16 protein-coding genes are annotated in these 18,940 nt (G+C 32.3%); 2 read left to right on the forward strand and 14 right to left on the reverse strand.

Features of this window, described 5'->3' with window-relative positions; translation table 11 throughout:
• Positions 1–82 precede the first annotated feature (82 nt).
• The 7 genes from hisS to rpsF form a co-directional block, all read right to left on the reverse strand.
• Positions 83–1,453 (reverse strand): histidine--tRNA ligase, encoded by a 1,371-nt coding sequence (gene hisS / locus V6246_RS06015; RefSeq protein ID WP_341559608.1) that lies wholly within the window; start codon positions 1,451–1,453, stop codon positions 83–85.
• Positions 1,454–1,523: 70 nt separating this feature from the next.
• On the reverse strand, positions 1,524–1,991 hold the full coding sequence (locus V6246_RS06020) for a DUF6495 family protein (RefSeq protein WP_341559609.1): 468 nt from the start codon (positions 1,989–1,991) through the stop codon (positions 1,524–1,526).
• Positions 1,992–2,030: 39 nt separating this feature from the next.
• Positions 2,031–2,903 carry a glycerophosphodiester phosphodiesterase family protein gene (locus V6246_RS06025; RefSeq protein WP_341559610.1) on the reverse strand — a complete coding sequence of 291 codons (873 nt, stop codon included), beginning with the start codon at positions 2,901–2,903 and terminating at the stop codon, positions 2,031–2,033.
• 66 nt (positions 2,904–2,969) lie between these two features.
• Complete coding sequence (locus V6246_RS06030; RefSeq protein ID WP_341559611.1) at positions 2,970–6,104, reverse strand: TonB-dependent receptor; 3,135 nt, start codon at positions 6,102–6,104, stop codon at positions 2,970–2,972.
• 136 nt (positions 6,105–6,240) lie between these two features.
• Positions 6,241–6,687 (reverse strand): 50S ribosomal protein L9, encoded by a 447-nt coding sequence (gene rplI / locus V6246_RS06035; protein WP_042498223.1) that lies wholly within the window; start codon positions 6,685–6,687, stop codon positions 6,241–6,243.
• Between the two features lie 13 nt (positions 6,688–6,700).
• Positions 6,701–6,997 carry a 30S ribosomal protein S18 gene (gene rpsR / locus V6246_RS06040; RefSeq protein WP_042498218.1) on the reverse strand — a complete coding sequence of 99 codons (297 nt, stop codon included), beginning with the start codon at positions 6,995–6,997 and terminating at the stop codon, positions 6,701–6,703.
• 2 nt (positions 6,998–6,999) lie between these two features.
• Positions 7,000–7,338 (reverse strand): 30S ribosomal protein S6, encoded by a 339-nt coding sequence (gene rpsF, locus V6246_RS06045; protein WP_042498216.1) that lies wholly within the window; start codon positions 7,336–7,338, stop codon positions 7,000–7,002.
• Between the two features lie 206 nt (positions 7,339–7,544).
• Here rpsF and V6246_RS06050 point away from each other — a divergent pair, with 206 nt between their 5' ends.
• A complete protein-coding gene (locus V6246_RS06050) occupies positions 7,545–8,240 on the forward strand; it encodes a LytR/AlgR family response regulator transcription factor (protein ID WP_042498213.1) in 696 nt (231 codons plus the stop codon).
• Between the two features lie 70 nt (positions 8,241–8,310).
• Here the strand turns inward: V6246_RS06050 and priA are convergent, their stop codons facing one another.
• The 4 genes from priA to nadC all read right to left on the reverse strand — a co-directional run bounded on the left by priA (position 8,311) and on the right by nadC (position 13,127).
• Positions 8,311–10,761 (reverse strand): replication restart helicase PriA, encoded by a 2,451-nt coding sequence (priA, locus tag V6246_RS06055; RefSeq protein WP_341559612.1) that lies wholly within the window; start codon positions 10,759–10,761, stop codon positions 8,311–8,313.
• A gap of 24 nt (positions 10,762–10,785) precedes the next feature.
• Complete coding sequence (locus V6246_RS06060) at positions 10,786–11,208, reverse strand: DUF2147 domain-containing protein (RefSeq protein ID WP_042502886.1); 423 nt, start codon at positions 11,206–11,208, stop codon at positions 10,786–10,788.
• A gap of 2 nt (positions 11,209–11,210) precedes the next feature.
• Positions 11,211–12,152: a YihY/virulence factor BrkB family protein gene (locus V6246_RS06065; protein WP_074939219.1), complete on the reverse strand. Its 942-nt coding sequence runs from the start codon at positions 12,150–12,152 to the stop codon at positions 11,211–11,213.
• 114 nt (positions 12,153–12,266) lie between these two features.
• Positions 12,267–13,127, reverse strand: coding sequence for a carboxylating nicotinate-nucleotide diphosphorylase (nadC, locus tag V6246_RS06070; RefSeq protein WP_042498210.1), 861 nt, complete (start codon positions 13,125–13,127; stop codon positions 12,267–12,269).
• A gap of 128 nt (positions 13,128–13,255) precedes the next feature.
• Here nadC and rlmH point away from each other — a divergent pair, with 128 nt between their 5' ends.
• A complete protein-coding gene (gene rlmH / locus V6246_RS06075; RefSeq protein WP_341559613.1) occupies positions 13,256–13,729 on the forward strand; it encodes a 23S rRNA (pseudouridine(1915)-N(3))-methyltransferase RlmH in 474 nt (157 codons plus the stop codon).
• 138 nt (positions 13,730–13,867) lie between these two features.
• On the opposite strand, the gene V6246_RS06080 is transcribed toward rlmH, so the two are convergent.
• From V6246_RS06080 to V6246_RS06090, 3 genes are all read right to left on the reverse strand, one after another.
• A complete protein-coding gene (locus tag V6246_RS06080) occupies positions 13,868–14,167 on the reverse strand; it encodes an HPF/RaiA family ribosome-associated protein (protein WP_341559614.1) in 300 nt (99 codons plus the stop codon).
• A gap of 107 nt (positions 14,168–14,274) precedes the next feature.
• Positions 14,275–14,688, reverse strand: a complete 414-nt coding sequence (locus tag V6246_RS06085) for a response regulator (RefSeq protein ID WP_042498201.1) — start codon at positions 14,686–14,688, stop codon at positions 14,275–14,277.
• Positions 14,689–14,698: 10 nt separating this feature from the next.
• Entirely contained in the window at positions 14,699–18,829 is a 4,131-nt protein-coding gene (locus V6246_RS06090; protein WP_341559615.1) for a PAS domain S-box protein, read from the reverse strand.
• Between the last annotated feature and the right edge of the window lie 111 nt (positions 18,830–18,940).

Consider the following 18,940-nt stretch of genomic DNA (forward strand, 5'->3'; position numbering starts at 1 on the left):
ACATAATATTCACCAAATAAAAAGCGTCCTGAAATTAATTTTCAGGACGCTTTTTTTAAGTAATACACTCTATGTTTTATGCTTACTTTATTTGTTTTATCAAATCAGGAAGCGATACGTTAAGTTGCTCACCCGATACCATATTTTTTAAAGTATAAGTATCCGATTCCATTTCGTTATCACCAACTAAAACTACAAAAGGAATAGCACGTTTATTAGCGTGGTTCATTTGTTTTTTCATCTTGGCAGCATCTGGATAAAGTTCAGCATTGATATCGTTTTCACGTAAAGTCTTAATAGCTTTTAAACTAAATAATGCCTCCTTATCTCCAAAGTTGATAAATAACACTTCAATGTTTTTCGAAACCGTTTCAGGGAACAAACCAAGTTCTTCTAAAACTAAATAAATACGATCTAAACCAAAACTAATACCAACACCACTCACATCTTTCATACCGAAAATACCAGTTAAATCGTCGTAACGACCACCGCCTCCAATAGAACCCATGCTCACCGTTTTTGGTGCAGCCACTTCAAAAATAGCGCCTGTATAATAATTTAAACCTCTTGCTAAAGTAACATCAAGTTGCAATGCTGCCGTTTTTAAACCTAATTCGGAAATAGCTTCGTTAATAAAAGCCAATTCTTCAATACCTTTTTTTCCTTCTTCGGAAGTATCTAAAATAGATTTTAAACTTTCAATTTGAGATTCAAAATCGCCAGAAAGTGTAAATAACGGTTGAAGTTTTGTAATGCCTTCTTCTGAAATTCCTTTAGAACGCATTTCTTCTTTTACCTTCTCCTCACCTATTTTATCAAGCTTATCTAAAGCCACTGTGAAATCGATTAATTTATCGCTAGCCCCAATAACTTCAGCAATACCTGAAAGTATTTTTCGGTTATTAATTTTAATAGTAACGCCTTCTAGTTTTAATGCTGAAAAAACAGTGTCGTAAAGCTGAATAAACTCTACTTCTTGCCAAAGTGATTTAGATCCAACGACATCGGCATCACATTGAAAGAACTCTCTAAAACGGCCTTTTTGTGGTCTATCGGCACGCCAAACCGGTTGTATTTGATAACGCTTAAAAGGAAATTCTATCTCGTTTTGATGTTGAACTACGTAACGTGCAAAAGGTACAGTTAAATCGTAGCGGAGTGCTTTTTCTGAAATACTCGGAGTTAATTTAGTAGAATCTTTTTCAGTGTAAGCTTCTTCATTAGCTTTGTTTAAATAATCACCTGAATTCAAAATTTTAAAAATCAAACGGTCGCCTTCTTCTCCGTATTTTCCCATTAAGGTATCGGAGTTTTCAAAGCTTGGAGTTTCTATAGGTTGAAATCCGAAGGTTTGAAAAGCGCCACGAATACTATTAAAAATATAGTTTCGTTTTGCGACTTGTTCTGGGTTAAAATCTCTGGTTCCTTTTGGAATACTTGGTTTTTGAGCCATATTTAAACGTCCTACTCACGCAGGATTTTCTTTTAATTAGTACTTTTTTAATTTCCGCTTAAGCGAAACCTTAATTAATCAACTTATAAAAATATTGATACAATTCACCTTTAGTAATAGAAGCGCCTTGTTCAATCATTTTAAACTTATCTAAGTTTTTAGAATCAGAATACGCCTTATCTGCTTGTAAAAACTCAACATTTTCGTCCATTAAGTTTTCACGAAGCCAATCGTAACCTTCTTGGGTTGTAATATCAACATCATTTTTGATGTTAACTACAATAGCATGCATTTGATCTTCCTTTAAATGAAATAAATACATGTGTTTTGGAGCAAAATGCTCAAGATACTCTGCTTTATTTAAGGCGCCTTCCCAAATTAAATCACTAAATACATCCAATTCCATTTCTGCTAAATCGGGCTTATTAACTTTTAAGTTTGTCCACTCATCGGCAGTTATAGATTGGGTTGCCAAAAAGTTTATAAATTCTTGGTGTAATTCTTCGAACTGTTCTTTTGTTAATCTTGAATATTTCATTCTTATATTTTTTTCTCGAAACAACGAGAATGGTATATTTTATTTTTTAATATTTAAACTTGCTGCTGCAGCAAAAGGTCTATCGGTTGCAATAACATCAACACCTAAATCTACCCATTTTTGGTAAAGATGGTCACCTTTAGCTTGTGCTTGCTTATCTAGGTTACCTAAAGTACCGAGCATACAAGTAATTCCTAAATCGTGTAATTTTTTATAAAATGCTTCAGGAGATAATCTAGTTCCGGTAAAAGCAATCATGTTTTCCGTTGGAATTTCAGAATGTAACAACCAATCTAATTCTTTGTCGTTTCTCGCTGATACAGATAACAACAATTCTGGAGCTGCTTTATAGGCTGCGCTGGCTTGTTTCATATCATAAGTAATAATTACCGAAATATCTTCAGCACCAGTTTCTTTAACCAAAGCGACAACTTGATCTACAGAAACACTCTTTTTTATATCGATAGTTAATATCACATTATTTGCTTTTGCCCAAAGAAGAACATCTTTAAATAATGGAATTTTAAAAGTGGTTTCGTTACCAAAATCGTCTTCTAAATTATACTGTAATAATTCTTGATAGGTATAATTTGTAATATCACCTTCGCCCGTAGAAGTTCTACCTAAGCTATTATCGTGCATTAAAACAAGTACATTATCTTTAGTTTTAGCGATATCAATTTCATAAACGGCAGGAATACTATCGTTTATATACTTTAAGGTTTCTAAACAATTTTCTGGGTAATTCTCAATAGACTTCCCTCCTCTGTGCACACTAATAACAGGAGTTTTATTAGCCTGATAAGCCAATCGCTCAATTAAAACCGATTTTGTAGATGCTTCTTCTTTTTTAGGTTCTTCTTTACACGAAAAACTCACTACAAAAAGACAAAGTATAACTATATATTTCATATTATTTATAAAAAAAGCGCCCCTTAGTTAAGGAGCGCCAAATTTAAGAATATATCTGTTATTATCTTAGAAAATATAACGTAAACCTACTTGAGCTTGCCATCTAGAAGCTAAACTAGAATCAAAACCAAAGGTTTGAGTTTGATTTCCGTTAAAAGAGTAAGTTGGCACTCCTGTATCGTCAACAGAAACTCCTATTGGTTGTACATTATTTGGTTGTTGTATAATTCCCCAATCTGAATTTAATAAGCTACCAAAGTTTAAAATATCTAAACTAAATTGGATGGTATTTGTTTTATCTTCAGATACTTTAATTCTATAATCTTGCATGAACTTTACATCCCATTTACCTCTCCAAGGCGCTAATGCTCCGTAACGTTCTGCATATTGTCCTCTATTGTCATTTAAGTAATCGTCTTGAGCTATATAAGACTCTAATGCAGCAGCATCTCCAGTTCCAGCAAATTGCATTTGACCAATTTCACTAGAAGTAGGAATATAAATTAAATCGTTTATTCCAGAACCATCTCCATTTATATCTCCACCATAGGTATAGTTAAAACGAGCACCTTGTGCATATTCAAAAAATGTAGATATTGTGGTAGACCATTTATCGTTTCCGTAATCCCATTTTTTACTAGCTACACCAATAAAACGATGCTTATCTCCATATTTAGAATGCGAAAGCACATCGTTATTTACGTTACCTAATGCAGGGTTACCGTTAAAGGCGTCTCCTGTTATTTCAGCCTCAATAGAATTTACATCCCTAGCATCTAAATAACTATAGGCTAGCATAGAATATATACCGTTAGCAAAGGTTTTTTGAGCTTTTAAAGATGCATTCCAAATACGACCTTTATTCGAGTTTGTCATTACAAAAGCATTGCCATTAATAACTTCTCCCCAAGGTAATGTTGCTTTGGCATGATCACCATCTCCATAAATGGCTCTATTATCTACACCTTGTAACTGACTTGTAGGTTTATTTAACCCCCAGTTTTGAACGTGAATTCCATTTACATCTTTAGTATATGATAAATCTGCTGTTAATATAATACCGTTTTCAAGTTTTCTATCTAAACCTAAGTTTGTTCTCCAAACTTGTGGAAATTTAAAATCTGGATCTACAGCTTGGTAGAAAAATGCATCTACACCACTTACTTGGTTTCCTACCCAAACAAAAGGAAAACGCCCTGTAAATAAACCTGTACCACCTCTTAATTGAAAAGAGCTATCGCCATTAGCATCATAATTAAAACCAACTCTAGGCGACACTAACCAATCATTATTAGGCATTCTTGTTGAATCTATTAGTAAAGGTTCTCCTGTATTAGGATCTATATATTCTACATCTGGCAAATAGATTTCTCCATTTTCTGTATCTATAAATTCTTGCGCATTATCTGCTGTATCAAAAAACAAAGGCTTATCAAAACGAACACCATATGTTAATTTTAGTTTTTCAGAAACATTCCATTCATCTTGAGCATAAAAAGCCAACTGACCAACGTTTGTTTCTGCTAATAACCAGCCATTATCTACTCCATCAGCCAAACTATTTCTAGAGTTGAATGTTGCTTGTGCTCCTGCAAAATCATAATCAGCAGCATTAAAATCTGCAATATCCACGCTTCCAAAAACATCAAAACCATATCCTTTTAAATTAAAAGAGTTATCGAATTCAAATTTCTCGAAAGATGTTCCGATAGTAAAGGTGTGATCGCCTTGAAAGAAGTTTAAATTATCTGTAAATTGAAATACTTTTTGATCTAACTTGTTATTAATTGAAAAAGGTTCGTGACCCGCTATAATATACGGAGAACCATCTTTATAAATATTAATAACTGGAGCAGGTGTAGAAAACGGTGTTCTAAAATCGTCGAAATGTGTATACCCAATTTGTAATTTATTAGTTGATGTTTCGGATAAAGTAGAATTTAACTCAACCTGTATAGATTTTAAATTATTATTAATTTCGTAACCCGAATTTTGAAATTGTAACGTTGTTGCATCTGGACCACGTGGATTAATAGCCGAAGGATGGGCTGGTTTTTCTTGAGAAGCATTTAAAAAATTGTAAATAACAGCTAAACGGTTGCTATCATTAATATTCCAATCTATTTTAAAAATACCTTTTGTAGATTCCGAAGCATGTGTAAATCCTTGGTAAGCCCCTGGATCGTAACCTTGAGCTCTTAACGCTGTTTGCACAGCAATTAAATCACTTTCTAAAACTCTAGACTCGGTAATACCGCCGGTACCCGTGTTTGGTGTCCAGCCGTTAGTTCCTAAATCGTCACGTTCATCCTTTTCAAAATTCGCAAAAAAGAATAATTTATCTTTAATAATTGGTCCTCCAATACTCACACCATATTGTGTTTGGTTTAAGTCCGGTCTCGCCACATCTTCTCCTTTAATTTTTTTCCCAGTCATGGTTTCATCTCTATAAAACCCATAAACCGTACCATGAAATTGGTTTGTTCCACTTTTAGTAACTGCATTTACTGAAGCTCCAGTAAATCCAGATTGTGTAACATCATAAGGTGCTGTAGATACTTGAATTTGCTCTATAGCATCTAAAGAAACGGGTTGAGAACCTGTTTGCCCACCTGGAGTTGCTGCATCTAATCCAAAAGGATTATTAAAAATGGCACCATCTAAGGAGAAATTGTTAAACTGATCGTTTCTACCTCCAAAAGATCCACCACTAGCAGTTGGCTCTAATCTGGTAAAATCAGATTGCGATCTAGAAATAGTTGGTAAACGTGTTAACTCTCTACGACCAACACTAGTTTCTGCTCCAGTTCTATCACTACCAAAAGTACCTGTACCTCCTGTACCTTGTATAACCACAGCATCTAGTTGTTCGCTATCTTCAGATAAAGTAACATCTACATTTTGAGTTTTCCCTAATGTTAGGTAAACATTATTAAAGGTTTGCTCTTTGTAACCTACATAGCTCACTGTAATAGTGTATGGCCCACCTACTCTTAAATTTAGTAAATTAAAACGGCCATCAAAATTAGTTGCTGCTCCATATTTTGTACCTGTTGGTGTATGGATAGCTAAAACATTAGCTCCCGGTAAGGGAACTGAACCTTGATCTAAAACGAGTCCTTTAATATTAGAAGTGGTGACTTGTGCAAAAGCCATTACTCCAATAAACATAAAGAAAAATAATAATGTAATTTTTTTCATTGTTTGAAGATTGAGTTAAAGTATTAAGTTTGAAAAATTATGCATGCATAACGCTAGTAAAAATAGACCAAAAAAAAACCACTCCAAAGGAGTGGTTAATTATATTTAAAACTTTTATTAACTTTATGTTAACAAATTAGTTTGCCTGAGCAATAACGTCGAATTCTAAATCAACATTTACATCTCTGTGTAAACGAATTGCGGCAGTATATTTACCTAAACGTTTAACAGTTGTAAGCGTAATATATTTCTTATCAATTGCTTGACCTTCTTTTTCTAAAGCCGCTGCTAAATCGATGTTGTTTACAGAACCAAATAATTTGTCTCCTGTTCCAACTTTAGCTTGGATTTTAATTTCTAATGCTTTTAAAGCTTCTGCAACTACATTAGCTTCATCAACTATTCTCTTTTCTTTAAAGGCACGTTGCTTTAAATTTTCTGCTAATACTTTTTTAGCTGAAACAGTTGCTATAATAGCTTGTTTCTGAGGAATTAAAAAATTTCTACCATAACCGTTCTTAACTGTTACAACATCGTCTTTAAATCCTAAATTTTCAACGTCTTGTTTTAATATAAGTTCCATTGTTATCAGTATTTTATTTTAATAAATCAGCTACATAAGGCATTAAAGCTAAGTGACGTGCTCTTTTTACAGCAACAGACACTTTTCTTTGATACTTTAATGAAGTTCCTGTTAAACGACGAGGTAAAATTTTACCTTGCTCATTTACAAATCTTAGTAACCAGTCTGCATCTTTATAATCTACATACTTGATACCTGATTTTTTGAAACGACAATATTTCTTTTGCTTATTAGTTTCAATATTTAGAGGCGTTAAATATCTAATTTCGCCGTCTTTTTTTCCTTTAGATTGTTGTTCTATTGATGACATAATTAAGCTTTTTGTTTAAGTTTCTCTCTTCTTCTCTCTGCCCAAGAAATAGCATGTTTATCTAACGCTACTGTTAAATAACGCATAAAACGCTCGTCACGTCTAAACTCTACTTCTAAAGGATTGATAACCTCTCCGGCTACTTGATACTCAAATAAGTGATAAAATCCACTTTTTTTGTTTTGAATAGGGTAAGCTAACTTCTTAAGCCCCCAGTTTTCTTTTGATACCATCTTAGCGCCGTTAGAAACAAGAAAATCTTCGTATTTCTTTACTGTCTCCTTTATCTGATCTTCAGATAAAACGGGATTTAAGATGAAAACAGTTTCATAATGATTCATAAAAATCTATTTTTATTGTTAAAAATTGGCTGCAAAAGTAATTAATATTTATATCTTACACAACTTAATCTTATTTATTTTATGCGAACAGCATATTATTTCAGTGTTAAAAAAATGTTAAAATCTACAGTTTGCCGATGATTTTTGGTTTTTAGCCGAATTTTTCGTACTATTGTCGATATCTTAACCGAAATAAAAGAAATGTTATGACATTAAACTGTGTAGTAGTAGACGATTCAGCCATACAACGCCTCTCTATTGTGAAATTAGTAGAGAACCATCCCTCATTAAATTTAATAGCAGAGTACAGTAGTGCGTTGGAAACCAAAAATGGTTTAAATACACATCAAGTAGATTTAATCTTTTTAGATATTGAAATGCCAGTACTAAACGGATTTGAGCTTTTAGATGTATTAAACAACAAACCTCAAATTATATTTGTAACAGGTAAAACGGAATATGCATTTAAAGCATTTAATTATGATGCTACCGATTATTTACATAAACCAATTACAAGAGAGCGCTTTAACACCTCTGTAGATAAAGCTTTAGAGCAACATAGATTAACTCTAGACTTTAACGAAGAAGATGGCGAACATATATTTGTAAAAAGTAACCTTAAAAAACGTAAAGTTTACATTAAAGACATTAAGTGGATTGAAGCCCTTGGTGATTACGTTAAACTAGTAACTGAAGAAAATAGCTTAGTAGTTTTATCGACTATGAAATCTTTTGAAGCAGAATTACCAGAAGGTAAATTTTTAAGAATTCATAAATCTTACATCGTTAATTTGGATAAAATTGACAGATTTAATAGCAAAAACGTTGAAGTTGGTGCTTATGAAATTCCTTTAAGTAGAAATAAGAAAACGCAACTTGTTGATGCGTTAAATAATATTTAATAACGCTCTCCTTTAAAAAAAAGGAAAATTCTACTAAAATAATTATTACCCCATTTTTATTTTAGCTGAACTAGTAATTATCCACATTAAGGATAACACGAACCGAGCGAAAATCTTTTACATTCAAGAAGCTATTGTTAATTTTAATGATAGCTTCTTTTGTTTTTGCTAAAGAGTGTTCCTTCGGTATTTTTACCAAAATATTTTTATGATATTGATTTCTAATTCGTGATACAGGCGGGAATTCTGGCCCTAAAACATGTTCTTTAAACATTTGCCTTAACGACGTAGCATACCAATCTGCTGCGATTTCCACACGACTATAATCTTTATGTTTTAACGTAATTTTTATTTGCTTATAAATTGGAGGGTACTTAAAATTATACCGCTCGTTCATTTGTTCTTTAAACATATCGATATAATTATTAGTAGACACCTGCTGTAAAATATTGTGGTATGGATTGTAAGTCTGTATTAAAACTTTACCGCGCTCCTCCGTTCTACCGGCCCTACCCGATACTTGCAACATAAGCTGAAAACTACGCTCGTGCGCTCTAAAGTCAGGGAAATTAAGCATATTATCGGCATTCATAATACCAACTAGCTTTACGTTTCTAAAATCTAGCCCCTTAGTAAGCATTTGTGTACCAACCAAAATATCGATTTCTTGCTGTTCTAATGCCGTTATAATTTTCTCGTAACCATATTTACCACGCGTAGTATCCAAATCCATACGCGCCACGTTATGCTCCGGGAACAATACCTTTACCTCAGCTTCAATCTGTTCTGTTCCGAAACCTTTATTATCAAGTTCTGGACTACCACAAGCCGCACATTTTCTAAGCATAGCCACAACATACCCACAATAATGACAACGTAATTGGTCTCGATATTGGTGGTACGTTAAACTCACATCACAATTAGGACATTGTGGTGCCTCACCACAAGTACTGCACTCTACAATAGGCGAAAAGCCTCTGCGGTTTTGAAACAAAATAATTTGATGCCCTTCCGCTAATGTTTCTGTCATTTCAGCAATAAGTCTATCACTAAAATGGCCTTTCATGCGCTTTTTCTTCTGCTTTTCTTTAATATCAACCAACTCCACTTCTGGCATCAATACATCATTAAAGCGATGCATAAGCTCTACAAAGCCATATTTGTTTTGCTGTGCATTAAAATAACTTTCTAAACTTGGTGTTGCCGAGCCCAAAAGCACTTTAGCCTTATGTAAATGCGCCAAAACTACAGCTGTGTCTCTTGCATGGTAGCGTGGTGCTGGATCAAATTGTTTAAACGATTGCTCATGCTCTTCATCAACAATTATTAATCCTAAATTATCAAAAGGTAAAAATATCGATGAACGCGCACCTAACACTATTTTCGCTTTCGCGGAAAGTTCTAAAACCTGATTCCAAACCTCAACACGTTCATGAGATGAATATTTAGAATGAAATACCGCGACTTGATCTCCAAAATAATTCTGAAGTCTATTAACCAACTGTGTGGTTAAAGCTATTTCTGGTAACAAATACAATACTTGCTGCCCAGAATTGAGAATATCTTCAATTAACTTAACATATACTTCCGTTTTCCCTGAAGAAGTAACGCCATGTAATAAAGTAACCTGATGCTTCTCGAAAGTGTCTTTTATTTCTGTTAACGCCGTTTCTTGATAGCTATTTAGTTTTTTAGAGTTTTCATTTTCTTCACCAGAATACTGAACACGGTCTGTTTGAATAAAATATTCTTCTAAAACACGTTTATCTATTAAAGATTTTATAATTGAAGTTGAAGCGCCACTCTCTTCCGATAACTCAGAAACTTTTACAGGTTTTCTCGTTTTTGCAGAAATAGAAAACAACGTCATCACGACATCACGCTGCTTTGGAGCGCGACTTAAATCGTTCATTAACTCATGAAATTCTTTTTCCGTAGAATAAAAAGTATGCAACTTAACATATCGTACTAATTTTGGCTTATACTTTTCGTAAACCTCTTCTTCAACAGAAATAGCTTCTTTTTCTATTAAACGCTTAATAACAGATAGCACATTCTTTTTACTCAAGATATTAGAAATATCCTGAATTTTTAAAGACGATTGATGGTGCAAAGCTTCGTAAACCAAAAACTCATCATCTTTTAAAGTAGATTCGTCTATAGTGGTTTTATTATTCTTAGAAATTACAGTTTCACTTTCTAAAATAAATGCACTTGGCAATGAGGCACGCATAACATCTCCCATGGTGCACATATAATAACTAGAAACCCAATCCCAAAGCTTCAATTGCTTTTGATTAACAACAGGAGTTTCGTCTAAAATTTGCTGAATTTCTTTAGCTTCATAAGCCGTTGGTGCATCATGATGCACACGATAAACAATACCCGTATAAATTTTAGATTTCCCAAAAGGAACAGCAACACGCATACCTGGCTTTATAAAATCGAACTCCGAAGCTGTAATGCTATAGGTGAATAATTTTTGAAGCGGAATGGGTATTATAACGTCTATATAGTGCAAAGTAATAATCCTTAAATTGAATAATTATTTATGTCGAATCCAATATTGCGTAAGGTATAAAAATGCAATATAGCCTCGAACTTGTAGCTTACCTGTTTCTTTATCTAACACAATTCTACATTTGTACTCTTTACCATTTTCAGCATCGAAAATAGTTCCATTTTTATAATGTTCTCCATGTTTTTCGAGCTCATTAATAATAACCATACCAAGGATAGGCTTGTCTTTTTTATCACCTTCGCAATCTTGACACAAGGTGTTTTTATCAAAGGGTTCAAGAATTTCTATAACCTTACCGTACACTTTACCATTTTCTTCATAAATATCGATAATACATTTGTGCGCTCCTGTTTCATCATCAACTGTTTTCCATTGTCCTAAAATGTCTTGAGATTGAACTGATATCGACAGCATGCAAATTGTAATTAACCAAATGTATTTCTTCATAATTAAAAGCTTTTTCTAAGTTTATTTAATGAGGCGTTCAACTCGTAACCAAGCAACAAAATATTAGAGTTGAGCCATAAGTAAAACATTAATATTAATAACGCGCCAATAGACCCATATAGTTTATTGTATTGTCCGAAGTTTTCGATATACAAACCGAAAAAATAAGACGTTAAAATAATAAGTAAGGTTGTAAAAAGAGCACCTATTGAGAAAAAATTAGAATATTTCCCTTCTTTTGTGCCAAAATAATATAAGGTTGCCGTTGCTAAATACACCATAAGTACAAAAAATAAATACTTTACAACATCGGTCCAGAACAAGCCTTGGCTCGCTACCTCGTAACCACGATGCTCTAAGGCATCAAACAAGCCTTGCACCACGTACAACTGAAAATAACCTAACACCACAATGGTAATAATAAGTAAAAATGCCAATATTAATGCAATACCTAATGCATACAGATATTGTTTAAACACATTTCGGGTAAGTTGCTCGTGATACGAGTTCTCGAACCCCGAAAACACTGCATTTACACCATTTGCCATTAAACCAATGGATAAAACAAACACAGAGGATAATAGACCGCCACGCTGCGATTGGTCGATGTTTTCAAAAATATTTTCAAAGAAAAAATCTGATGTATTTGGTGGTAAAAACGATTCTAGAAACACTAAAAATTCTATTTTAAAATCGTCTATAGGTACATATGGAATAATGATAAGCACAAATAATAGAAACGGAAAAATAGCCATAAAAAAACTAAAAGCGATGGCACTAGCTCGTGTAGCTAAAGCACCTTTTGCAATCCCGATAACATAAAGCTCTACTAAATCGTAAAATGAAAGACCTTCTAACCCTGGTAATTTTAATTTTTTTAAAAACCGAACCAAGATATTAATTACAGGAATTTTATCTAGCTTGTCTTCAATGGGTTTTGTCATTAATAAAAAATTAAACAGAATAAATACAAAGTTAATAAAGTAATTACTGAAAGCAAGGTATAAAAAAAGAGTGTCTATATAGACACTCTTTTATATATTTTATGAAATTAAAAACTATTTCATCGCTTTTAAACTTAAATCCATATTGTGTACAGAATGCGTTAACGCTCCACAAGAAATAAAATTAACTCCACATTCGGCATAATGACGAATTGTTGCTTCGTTAATATTTCCAGAAGATTCTGTTAAACACTTATTACCAATTAATTTTACCGCTTTTCTAGTATCTTCATAATCGAAATTATCTATTAAAATACGATAAACACCTTCTGATTGTAAAATCTCTTCAACTTCACTTAAATCGCGAGCTTCTACCATAATTTGTAAATCTCTACCAGTTTCTGTTAAATATTCTTTAGCCATAGTAATGGCTTTAGTAATTCCTCCAGCAAAATCGATATGATTATCTTTAAGCATAATCATGTCGTAAAGTGCAAATCTGTGATTTTCTCCACCACCAATTTTTACAGCCCATTTTTCTAACACACGAATTCCTGGTGTAGTTTTTCTAGTATCTAAAATTTTAGTTTTAGTACCTTCCACCAAATCCACAAACATTCTCGTTTTAGTAGCAATAGCACTCATACGTTGCATTGCGTTTAAAACCGTACGCTCTGCTTTTAAAATAGATTGAGAAGAACCTTCTACATACATAACAATATCTCCGTATGTTACCTCTGTTCCATCTTCAATACGTACATCTAATTTTAAATTTTTATCTACGTAAGCAAAAACTTTTTTAGCAAAATTAACACCGCCAATAATACCTTTATCTTTAACTAAAAGTTTAGCTTTCCCTCTTGCATTTTCAGGGATACAGGCTAAAGAACTATGATCACCATCACCAACATCTTCACGTATAGCGTTAGAAATTATCATTTTCACTTCTGTATCAAATTGCTCCTGTGTAATCATAATTTGTTTTTGGTTTGCAACAAAAGTAAGAAATTGATTTACGAAAATAAATTTTACTTTTACGAAATTTAAGAATTTTTCTTATTTAAATACATTATTCATAAATACTAAATAGTAATTTTGCTTATATGACTATCAAACTTATTGCCATAGGAAAAACAGATAACAAACAACTTTTAGCGTTAATAGCTGATTATCAGAAGCGTTTAGGGTTTTACATTAAGTTCTCGTTAGAAATTATTCCGGACATAAAAAATTCTAAAAATTTAAGTGAAGACTTACAAAAGCAAAAAGAGGGTGAACTTATTTTGAAGAAATTAAGCAATACTGACACCTTAATTTTGCTAGATGAGAATGGAAAACAGTTTGATTCTGTAGGTTTTTCTGACTATTTACAGAAACACATGAACTCTGGAATTAAACAATTGGTTTTTGTTATTGGTGGCCCTTACGGGTTTTCGGATGAAATTTATGCCGAAGCAAAAGGCAAAATATCTTTATCTAAAATGACATTTTCGCATCAAATGATTCGTTTGTTTTTTATTGAACAACTTTATCGTGGTTTTACTATTTTACGAAATGAGCCTTACCACCACCGTTAGGTTAAAATTATAATTTTTAAACTTTTAGTAAAACAGATTTTAATCTAAGATTTTATTAAAACCTTATTCAAAAGCAAAAAAGAGGGCTAAAATAAAATTTCAGCCCTCTTTCTAACTTGTATATGATACTCTTAAATTCTAGTGCGTTTTATAAACTTCTTTACGTTTTTTAAGTTGTTTTTCTAAATCATTAACTGTTTCTCTAACCGAAACCTCAAAATTACGCTCGTTTGATACTGCAAATATTCTTGGTCCTGGTAAGCTTAATTCAATATTACATATTTTACCAGCATCATGAGCCTTTTCATCTTGTTTAAAATGAACCGTTGCGCTTATTAAAAACTCATAACGATTAAATAATTTCTCTAATTTCTCTTCTGTGAAAGCTGTTAATGTTTCGCTTGCATCTACTCCTACGTATTCAAAATTTACTATCATAACTTATATTTTATATTATCAAATATAGCTTTGGGAATTCTGATTTTAAATGATTTTCGTCATATATAAAACGGTCTTAACCCAACTAACTCATACTCAACAGCTCTCTAATTACTTTCTTTTATTAATTGTTCCATTATGCTTTTAAGCTTCCCTGGCTCAATAGGTTTTATAATATAATCTGATATATCACTAATTCTTTTAGCCTTTTCAATATCTACAGGATCTACAGATGAAGACACCATATATATTACTGTTTTCTTACCAAGCTTAGATTTAATTTTAACATACTCTTCCATAAATTGATAGCCATCCATAATAGGCATATTAATATCTAGAAAAATAACATCTGGAAGCTCATCATTTTGGTTTAGATTGCTTAACAGAAACTCTAAGGCTTCTTCTCCATCAGAAAAAACTTTTATATTTTTTTCAAACTCTAATAACTCCAGTGTTTTTACTACAGTAAATTGATAAATATCATCATCATCAACTATGCAAATATTAACAGGTGTATTCATCATAACTCAATTAATTAAAATTAATATAAAACGTAGTACCCTCGTTTACTTTACTTGTTGCATATATTGTACCATTCAATGCTTCTACTTGTGTTTTAACCATAAATAAACCAACACCCTTTGCTTCTGGATGCCTATGAAATACTTTGTTAAGGCCAAATAATTTATGACCGTGCTTTTCTAAATCAATTCCTAAGCCATTATCTTGAAAGAACAATCTAACTTTTCCATCGATAATCTCAGATTTAATAAATATTTCTGGAACACGATTTTTAGAGCGATACTTAATAGAATTCCCTACTAAGTTAAGAAAAATACTTTCTAAATAAATTCTATCGTATTTTATTTTTGATATTTCGGAGAAATCGCTAGTAATAATAGCCTCATTCTTCATGATTTGCCCTGTTAAAATTTCTTTTGTTTTATTTAAAACATCATTAAATTTAAGTTTTTCAAATTCTTTAGGTGTGTTGTTTTTAATTTTAACAGCATCTACTAAAGTATTTAATGTCACCGTAAGGTGATTTATTACTTTTTCAAATTTCTCGAACAAAAATGCTTTATCATCTTCACTAACTGAAGCGTTATACAGACCTAGAAGCGAATTAAGATTACTTACTGGAGCTCTTAAATTATGCGATGTAATGTGTGCAAAATCGGCTAATTGATTATTATTTTTAATTAATTTTTGAGCTAGAATCTCTAGATCATTTTTAGCTCTAATTATTTTATTTTGAGCCGTTTTTTGATCCGTAACATCCCGTATTGCCGCAGAAACTAAAACACCATCTTCCGTTTCTAATGGACTTAAAGTTATTTGAACGGGAAATTCTTTTCCCTCCTTATTCATAGCTGCTAAATCTTCTTCCCCCGAAGATTCAGTTCCTACTAAATCTCCTAATAACGTATCAACTTTAGCTTCGCAGCCCGTTAAAAAACGTTTAGGCAATAGTAAATCGACAGATTTATTATATAATTCTTCAATTTTATAACCAAACATTTTCTCTGCTTGCTTATTAATCATTTGAATTTTGGAAGCCTCATCAGTAATCACCATAGCATCTGGCGCAGATTCTAACAAGCCTCTAAACTTATTTTCCTCCATTTTTTGTTCGGTAACATCTTGGCAAGTTCCTATCATTTCAAAAATTTCTCCTTGATCATCAAGAATTACCTCACCTAAGAAATGAACTGTTTTTATTTTTCCTTTACTTGTAACTATGCGGTGTATAAAATTATCCGGAAACTTCTTTTCTAAAAAAGCATCTTCTATAAAACGCGTAATAAATGCTTTATCATCGGGATGCACGTAACTAAAAAACGTATTATAATTTAAATTCTCATCCGTTACATCATGCTCAAAAATACCATACAAATTAGAAGACCATTTTAAAGAATCGGTAATCACGCACCATTGCCAGTTCCCCATTTTGGTTATTCTCTCAGCAAAACTTAGAAAATGATTTTTCCGTAACAGTTCTGCCTCTGCCATTTTTTGCTCAGTAATATCTTGGGTAGTACCAATCATTTCAAGAATTTCGCCGTGATTATCAAAAATCACTTCACCTAAAGTATGTATCGTTTTCAACTCACCATCACTAGTTATAATGCGGTGTATAAAATTATTAGGAAGTTTTTTCTCCACAAGTGCATCGGCTACAAATTTAGCAACCATGGTTTTGTCTTCGGGGTGAACAAAACTCATAAATGTTTCGTAACTTAGGTCGATTTGGTTTTTATCACTAGCATAAATCTCATGCATATTATCCGACCATTGCAAAGCACCAGTAACCAAATTCCACTGCCAATTCCCCATCTTGGTTATTCTTTCAGCAAAGCTCAGAAATTTATTTTTCAACAACAGTTCGGCTTCTGCCATTTTTTGTTCTGTAATATCTTGGGTAGTACCAATGACTTCTATAACTTCTCCTAAATTATTGGTTTTAACTTCACCCAAAAGTCGAAGTATTTTAGTTTCACCTTTAGCTGTTACAATGCGGCTTATAAAATCATTTTCAAAAACCTTATTTTCTATAGTAGCTTTAGCGTGTTTTTCCACATTTCCCTTATCCTCAGGATGCACAAAACGGACTAAATTTTCAAAACTTATAACACCTTCTTTATCGTCTATCTCATAAATTTCATACATTCCATCAGATAGCCATATTGTGTTTTTATGAACATCCCAACGCCAATTACCCATTAGGGTAATTTTCTCTGCATAATTTAATAATTGATTTTTACGTATCAATTCCTTTTCTGCTATTTTTCTTCCAGAAATATCTGTTGAAACCCCTAAAAATCCTACATTATTACCTTGCTCATCTTTAATAGTCGTTAAGGTTGATTCTACAGGAAAGGTAGTGCCATCTTTTCTAACAAAGGTCCATTCTCTAATATCAAAAGTATCTTCTTTCCCTAAGTCTCGATAAGAATCGTAATTTTCAAATTCCCTCTCGTACTTATTAGCCATATCCCTTCTAAAGTTGACCAACTCTTCTTCTAAGTAAAATACGTTAGGTTGAACTTTACCAATCATTTCAGCTGCGGAATACCCTAAAAAATCCTCTGCACCACAATTAAAATGAGTAATTAAACCTTCATTATCTGTTGAAACTATTGCTAAAGCTTTTGAATTGAATATGGCCTTCAATTCCGTATGAGCCTTATGTAGTGCTAGTTCTGCTGATTTTATTTTATTAATATCTTGAAAAACACCAAAAACACGAGTACATTCAACTCCTATAAATTCTGCTTGCCCGATAGCTCGCGTCCAAATAGCTTTACCTTTAGCTGTTATAAGCTCTAATTCTAAATCGAAAGGTGTTCCTTGCTCCTTACTATCATTAATAGCTTTTTCAATAGCATTTCGACTTATTCCTTCTTTAAAAAACTTAATAGCACTTTCTAAATTTGGCTCATAATCTTCTGGCACTTCATGTATTTCATGAAGTACTTTACTCCAAAAAACATTATTCTTTATTAAATCAATTTCCCAAGTTCCAATACGGGCTATTTGACTTGTTTTATCTAAAATATTTTCTATACGTTTTTTTTCGTCTTCTTTCTCTTTTATATGAGTTATATCTCCAGTATGCATAATTAAACCGCCAACAATACCTTCAGAAATATACCAAGGTCTCACATCCCAATAAATCCATTGCACTGTGCCATCCAAACGCACAAAAGGAGCTTCATCACAAACATCTATCGCTCCATTTAAACATTTTTGATGGTTGGCTTTCCATTCATCTCCAATTTCAGGAAAAAGATCATAATGGCAGCGACCAACAATATCTTGATTCTCCATTTTATAATCCAAAATCCATTTTTTAGAAGCCGCTATGTAACACATATTAGTATCTAGCATTGCAATAGCCGTAGGTGCCTGCTCAATAAAAATTTTATTATTAGCATCCTTAAGCTCTAAATCTGTTTTAAGCTTTGTAAGTTCGCATAGGTTAGATTTTATTTCAGCTTTTGACGCAGATAATTCCTCATTAGAAGATTTTATTTCTCTAATACTGCTTAAAAACTTCTTAAATGCTGGACGTATTACAGTTAAAAAGCCACCTAGTAGCAATAAAAAGGTTCCTATAGCAAGAGAATAGATAACCACTTTTAAAGTTTTCAAGCTTTTTTCTTCCTTCTTTTGATATTCAGAAATTAAACTATCTATATTTTCAAAATAAGGTCTCTCTACTTCTGCTATATTTTTAAATTCTGCTTTTAACACCTCAAAATCAGATTGACCAATAACATTTTTACCAGAAGCTGATAATTTATTTAAATAGGATTTATTTTTTTCTAGAAGAACAGCTACAGTTTCGCTATTTTCCTTTTTGTTATTAATAGCCTGCTGATATGCCTGTAAACTATCCCATTTTTTTGTAACATTCGATAAATTGTCTAGTAAGTTTATATTGGCCTCCTGCTTGTCGTCATACCCAATACTAAACGCAATTTTAGAGATACGCTGAGCCAAAACACGTTGTTTTCCAGCAACACTAATTAATTTAGAATCTAAAATCTGTGAGCTGATACTACTTTGAACAATAAACAAGGTAGTTAAAGTGATTATTATAATAGAAGAGACAAATAGTAGATATCTTTTCTTTATAGATTTTTCTAATTTTTCCATTAATAGCTTTTAGCAATCAATATTAATTGACTTTACTTAACAAAAATTATTTTTATTTTAATTCTAATATTTAAAAATAGAATGCTATTATTACACTTAAGCCACATTGGA

The organism is Algibacter sp. TI.3.09 (genome assembly GCF_038154905.1).
Taxonomy (GTDB): Bacteria; Bacteroidota; Bacteroidia; order Flavobacteriales; family Flavobacteriaceae; genus Algibacter.